At 70.4% G+C, this 5,947-nt stretch carries 6 protein-coding genes; 2 read left to right on the top strand and 4 right to left on the bottom strand.

Going from position 1 to position 5,947, the window contains the following annotated elements; all coding sequences use genetic code 11:
* Positions 1-187 precede the first annotated feature (187 nt).
* Genes RIF68_RS24565 through RIF68_RS24550 form a run of 4 tightly spaced genes read right to left on the bottom strand, consistent with a single transcriptional unit; the run spans position 188 to position 3,792 of the window.
* Positions 188-592, bottom strand: a complete 405-nt coding sequence (locus RIF68_RS24565; RefSeq protein WP_309053473.1) for a universal stress protein — start codon at positions 590-592, stop codon at positions 188-190.
* Complete coding sequence (locus RIF68_RS24560) at positions 589-2,142, bottom strand: tripartite tricarboxylate transporter permease (RefSeq protein WP_309053472.1); 1,554 nt, start codon at positions 2,140-2,142, stop codon at positions 589-591. The genes RIF68_RS24565 and RIF68_RS24560 overlap by 4 nt, the downstream gene beginning before the upstream one ends.
* 42 nt (positions 2,143-2,184) lie before the next feature.
* Complete coding sequence (locus RIF68_RS24555) at positions 2,185-2,745, bottom strand: tripartite tricarboxylate transporter TctB family protein (protein ID WP_309053471.1); 561 nt, start codon at positions 2,743-2,745, stop codon at positions 2,185-2,187.
* A gap of 45 nt (positions 2,746-2,790) precedes the next feature.
* Positions 2,791-3,792, bottom strand: a complete 1,002-nt coding sequence (locus RIF68_RS24550) for a tripartite tricarboxylate transporter substrate binding protein (RefSeq protein ID WP_309053470.1) — start codon at positions 3,790-3,792, stop codon at positions 2,791-2,793.
* A gap of 159 nt (positions 3,793-3,951) precedes the next feature.
* Here RIF68_RS24550 and RIF68_RS24545 point away from each other — a divergent pair, with 159 nt between their 5' ends.
* Entirely contained in the window at positions 3,952-4,839 is an 888-nt protein-coding gene (locus tag RIF68_RS24545; RefSeq protein WP_309053469.1) for a LysR family transcriptional regulator, read from the top strand.
* Positions 4,840-4,976: 137 nt separating this feature from the next.
* Complete coding sequence (kdgD, locus tag RIF68_RS24540; RefSeq protein WP_309053468.1) at positions 4,977-5,924, top strand: 5-dehydro-4-deoxyglucarate dehydratase; 948 nt, start codon at positions 4,977-4,979, stop codon at positions 5,922-5,924.
* The last annotated feature ends 23 nt before the right edge of the window (positions 5,925-5,947 follow it).

Here is a 5,947-nt window from a genome sequence, read left to right as displayed (position 1 = left end):
CGGTCCGCTTCCCCCTGGAGGAGATCGGGGAGACCGCGGCGGACGTGGCCCTCAGCGGCGACCACCCCCGGGTGGAGCACGTCGTCGGGGAGTTCGTGCGGCGCGAGAGCGCCTGACCGGGAACGCGCACGAGGCACCGCTGCCGGTGGGGCGGCGGTGCCTCGTGCGCGGGCGGGAGGACGAGGCCTCAGAGGTGCGCCTCGGGGGTCTTCACGGCCAGGACCGGACGGTCCGCCTGCAGGAGGATCCGCTGGGCGTGGGAGCCCATGATGAACTTGCCCACCTGGGAGCGCTGGCGCAGACCGATGACGATCCGGGAGACGTCGTGCTCGCGCGCGAGGTCGAGGATCTCCTCGGCCAGGTCGGCCCGGTGGGACGGCTGCAGGACGGTGTGGGCCACTCCGGCGGCGGTCGCCGCGTCGGTGACGCGCCGGAGGTCGTCGTCGGAGGCCACGGTCTTGTCGGCCAGGGCGCCCTCCCGGACCGAGTTGACGATCAGCAGCGTCTCGTCGCGGAGGCGGGCCTCCTCGATGGCCGCCCGGACGGCGGCCTCTCCGACGGGGGTGGGGACGTAGCCGACGAGGATGCTCATGCGTTCTCCTTGACAGAGGTGCGGTCGGAGTCCTCGGCGGGCATCCCCTCGGGGGACGTCCCGCGAGTCCTGCGACGACGGAGGGCGGACTGGATGAGGGGCAGTGCGGCGACCAGGAGGAAGAGCAGCAGCAGGGTCGCGGAGATGGGGCGGGCGAAGAACCCGGTGACGTCCCCCTCGAAGACCAGCAGCGACCGGCGCAGGTTGGACTCGAGCAGGGAGCCGAGGACGAAGGCCAGCACCAGGGGACCGGGCTCGAACCCGTACTTCTTCATGAGGTAGCCGATGGCGCCGAAGAGGACGACGAGCGTGACGTCGAACATCGAGTTGTTGATCGTGTAGGCGCCGAGCAGGGTGATCAGCGCGGTGATCGGCCCCAGGATCGCCGCCCGCACGCGGAGGATGCGGACGAAGACGCCGATCAGGGGGATCGACATGATCAGCAGCAGGATGTTGCCGATGTACATGGAGTTGACCACGCCCCAGAACAGCTCGGGCTCCTGCTGGACGAGCTGCGGCCCGGGGGTGACCCCCTGGATGAGCAGGGCGCCGAACATGAGGGCCATCGTGGCGTTGGCCGGGATGCCCAGGGTGAGCAGGGGGATGAAGGAGCTCGTGGCCGCGGCGTTGTTGGCGGTCTCGGGCCCGGCGACGCCCTCGACCGCGCCCCGCCCGAACCGCTCGGGCCGCTTGGCCCGCTTCTTCTCCATGGCGTAGGCGGCCATCGAGGAGATCGTGGCGCCGCCGCCGGGCAGGATGCCCAGGAAGAATCCCAGGACCGAGCCGCGGCCGATGGATCCGGAGGCCTGTCTGAGGTCCGCCCCGGAGGGCCACACGTTCGAGACCTTCGCCGGCGCCTTGGCGGCGCGGTGGCGCTCCTCCAGGTTGTGCAGGATCTCGCCGAGTCCGAAGAGGCCCATCGCGACGGGCACGAAGTCGATGCCGTCGGCCAGGTTCACGTTGCCGAAGGTGAAGCGCTCCCCGCCGGTGAAGATGTCACGCCCCACCGTGGCCAGCAGCAGGCCGAAGCACGCAGCGATCAGGGCCTTGGACTTGTTGCCGTTGCTGATGGTCGCCACGAGCAGGATGCCGAGCAGGGCGAGCGCGGTGTACTCGGGCGGGCCGAAGTCGAGGGCGAAACCGGCGACGAGCGGAGCCAGGAAGGTCAGGCCGATGATCGCGACCGTGCCGCCGACGAACGAGCCGATGGCGGCGATGCCCAGCGCGGTGCCGGCCCTGCCCTGCTTGGCCATCATGTAGCCGTCGAAGACCGTGACCACCGAACTGGCCTCACCGGGCAGCCGGAGCAGCACGGAGGTGATGGTCCCCCCGTACTGGGCGCCGTAGAAGATGCCGGCCAGCATGATGATCGCGGTCACCGGCTCGACGCCGTAGGTCAGGGGCAGCAGGATCGCGATGGTCGCGGCAGGCCCCAGCCCGGGAAGCACGCCGATCAGCATGCCGATGGTCACGCCCAGGAGGCAGTACAGGAGGTTGGTGGGCTCCAGGACGACGGAGAAGCCGTCCAGGGCCGGTTGCAGGAAGTCCATGCGGAAGCCTTTTGGTCGAGGGCCGTCAGGGGTCGAGGGCCGTCAGAACAGGTGGGGAATGCTGGTGCCGAGGCCCAGGATGAAGATCGCGTAGAAGGCGACGACCACGAGGACCGAGTAGAGCGTGGCCGAGCGCCACGTCTCACCCCCGAGGAACTTCATCCAGACGAAGCACAGGACCAGGGACGGGATCTCGAAGCCGATCACGGGCATCAGCAGCACCATCCCCACGAACGTGAGGAAGCCGTAGACGGTGAGCAGCGACTGGCGGGAGAACTGCTCACCGTCCCCGCCGCGCCGGCCCAGGAACAGCTGGGCGAGGCAGAGGACCACGGCGACGACGCTGACCACGAACGGCCACATCCCGGGGTCGGGCTGTTGCGGGGTCCCCAGGCCCATGCCCAGGGACAGCACCGCCGCCGCCCCGGCCAGCGCCGTCACGACCAGCGTCGACCCCATGCTGGCGAGCGGGCCGGCCGGCGGCGGCTCCTCGGCCTCCCACTGGGCCGCGAGCTGCTCCGGCGTGAGCTCGTCGGCCGCCGCGGCGTCGTCGAGGAGGACGTCGCCGACCGAGGTCTGCTCGTCCGTGCGGGACTGCTTCATGGGAATGCTCCTGGTGCCGCTGGTCGTCGTGGTGGTTGCGGGGTACTACTCGGCGAGGGAGATGTCGTACTCCTCGACGAGCTGCTGGTAGCGCTCGGCGAGCTCGGTCCACTCGGCCTCGACCTCTTCACCGGAGATCTCGCGCGGGGTCAGCAGGTTCTGCTCGTTGAACTGCTGGTACGCCTCGGAGGCGAGGGCTGCGTCGAAGGCCTCGACGAGGCGGTCCTTGACCTCCTGCGGCGTGCCGTTCGGCGCGGCGACGGCCCGGTACTGGGCCACGGGGACGTCGTAGCCGGACTCGACGGCGGTCGGCACGTCGGGAAGGAACTCGTTGCGCTCCTCCGAGAAGACCACGATGGGCACGACCTCGCCGGCGTCGATCTGCGGCTTGGCCTCGCCCAGCTGGATGGTGGCGACCTGCACCTGGTTGCCCAGCACCGCGGTGAGGGCCGGCGAGCCGGAGTCGAAGGGGACCTCCGTGCCGGTGATCTCGGCCTGCTCGAACAGGATGGTCTGGGCGAGCTGGGAGCCGGTCCCCACGCCCGTGGTGCCGTAGCTGAACGTGCCCGAGGCGTTCTTGACGTCCTCGACGGTCTTCAGGCCGGACTCCTTGCTGGCGACCATGACGTAGTCGTCCTGGGAGAGCCCCTTGAGCACCTCGACGTCGTCCAGGGAGACCGCCTCCTCCTCGCCCACGGCGAGCGGGGTGATGGTGATCAGGGAGGCGTTGAGCAGCACGAGGTCGTGCCCGTCGGCAGCCGCGCCGGCGACCTCCTGGGTCGCCAGGGCGCCGTTGGCTCCCGGCTTGTTCACCACCGGCATCGGGACGCCGAGGTCCTCCGAGGCGCCCTCGGCCACGGCCCGGGCGATGAGGTCGGTCGAGCCGCCCGCGGCCTGGCCGACGGTCAGGGTGACGGGCTCCGTGGGGAAGTCCTCCCCCGAGGCCTGGGCGTTGCCGCCGACGTTGCCGCCGCAGGCGGTGAGGGCGAGGGCCGCGGTCACCGCGGTCGCGCCGAGCAGGGCCTGGCGGAACGGAGTCTTGTGCATGGGTTCTCCTGGAAGCGAGGGGGACGGGGACCGTCCGGTAGGGCTCGAAGGCGGATCGCCCTCTGTGAGTGCCATCACATCGGGCTTGATGCCTGAGCCTAGGAAGAGAATATGATGCATGTCCAAGCCAATTCCTGCATTGAGTAATACCCGGAAGGCATGATGTTCACACTGGACCAGGCCCGCAGCTTCATCGCCGTCGCGGAGGAGCTGCACTTCGGCCGCGCCGCGGTGCGGCTCAACATGACCCAGCCGCCGCTGAGCCGGCAGATCCAGAAGCTGGAGAAGACGCTCGGGGTGGAGCTGCTGGAGCGGGACAACCGCCGGGTGGCGCTGACCGCCGCCGGACGGGCGTTCCTGGGCGAAGCCCGCCGCCTCGTGGTCGCCGCCGACCGCGCCCCGGTCCTGGCCCGCCGGATCGCGGCCGGGCGGGCCGGCGTGCTGCGGATCGGCTTCACCGCCGCGTCCGGGTTCAGCCTCCTCGGCCACCTGCTCGGGGAGATCGAACAGGCCCTCCCCGACGTCGACGTCGACCTCCAGGAGCTCGTGACCGGGGAGCAGGTGCAGGCCCTGCAGGACGGTGACCTCGATCTCGGACTGGCACGCCCTCCCTTCGACACGGAGGTCTTCGAGTCCCAGCTCCTGCTCGCCGAGGACCTCTGCGTCGCCGTCCCGGCCGACCACCCCCTGACCGCCCTGAAGCGGTCCGTCACGTCCTCGGACCTCCGGGAGATCCCGCTGATCATGCACTCCCCCACCAAGGCCCGGTACTTCTACGACCACGTGGTGCGTCTCGTGGAGGTGGAGCACCGCAACGTGGTGCACACCGTCAGCCAGGTCCTGACCATGGTGGCGCTCGTGTCCGCCCGGCGGGGCGTCGCCTTCGTGCCGGAGTCCGCCCGCCTTCTCGGGATCGAGGGCGTCGCCTACCTCAGGCTGGCCGGGAGCTCCTCGGACGCCGTCGAGCTGCACGCCATCTGGGACCGCAGCTCCAAGAACCCCGCGCTGCTCCACCTGCTCGACCACCTCCGCCCCCGGATGCACTGACAGGCGCTCCGAGCGATGCCTTCAGGACATGACTCCATACACAAAAGGCCTTGGACAGGCATCATGCGGCCTTCCTAGGGTGAGACGTGATTCACAGGCGCACCGCCTGACCGCGACCCACACGAAGGACGACGACCGTGGCCACACACACGCCCCAGGAACTGGCGGACAAGCTCAAGGACGGCCTGCTGTCCTTCCCCGTCACCGCGTTCGACCAGGATCTGCTCTTCGACGAGACCACCTACCGCGAGCACCTGGCGTGGCAGGCGAGCCACCCCGTGGCCGGCCTGTTCGCCGCGGGCGGGACCGGTGAGGGCTTCTCCCTCACCCCCGAGGAGACCGCCACCGTGGTGCGCGCCGCGGTCGATGAGGTCGGGGGGACCGTCCCCGTGCTCGCCCCCGCGGCCGGCAACACCGCTCAGGCCGTGCGCAACGCCCACGACGCGGCCGCCGCCGGCGCGGAGGGCCTGTTGCTGCTGCCCCCGTACCTCACCGAGTGCGACCAGGACGGTCTGCTCGCCCACGCCTCGGCGGTCTGCGCGGCCACCGACCTCGGGGTCATCGCCTACAACCGGGCCAACGCCGTCTACTCCGCCGAGACCGTCGCCCGTCTCGCCGAGCGCCACGAGAACTTCATCGGCTTCAAGGACGGCATCGGCGACATCGAGCACCTCACCAAGGTCTACGCCCGCAACGGGGACCGGCTGTTCTACCTCGGTGGGCTGCCCACCGCGGAGACCTTCGCCCTGCCCCTGCTGCAGCTGGGCATGAGCACTTACTCTTCGGCAATGTACAACTTCGTCCCCGAGTTCGCCCTGGAGTTCTACCGCGACGTCCGGGCCCAGGACCGGGCGGCCGTGACCGAGAAGCTCAACAGCTTCGTGCTGCCCTACCTGGAGATCCGGGACCGGGCGAAGGGCTACGGGGTCTCGATCATCAAGGGCGGGCTGCGGGCCGTGGGGCGCGACGCCGGCGGCGTGCGCCCCCCGCTGCAGGACCTCACCGAGCAGGACCTCGCCGACCTCAAGGCCCTCATCGAGGCCCTCCCCGCCGGAGCCCCGGCGGACGCCCTGCAGCGGGCCTGACGCGCCACCGACCAGCAGAGACC

Source organism: Streptomyces sp. (assembly GCF_031178505.1).
In the GTDB taxonomy this organism is placed as follows: Bacteria; Actinomycetota; Actinomycetes; order Streptomycetales; family Streptomycetaceae; genus Streptomyces; species Streptomyces gulbargensis.
Note: the sequence above shows the minus strand (reverse complement) of the source record. Positions and strands in the feature narration are given on the sequence as shown.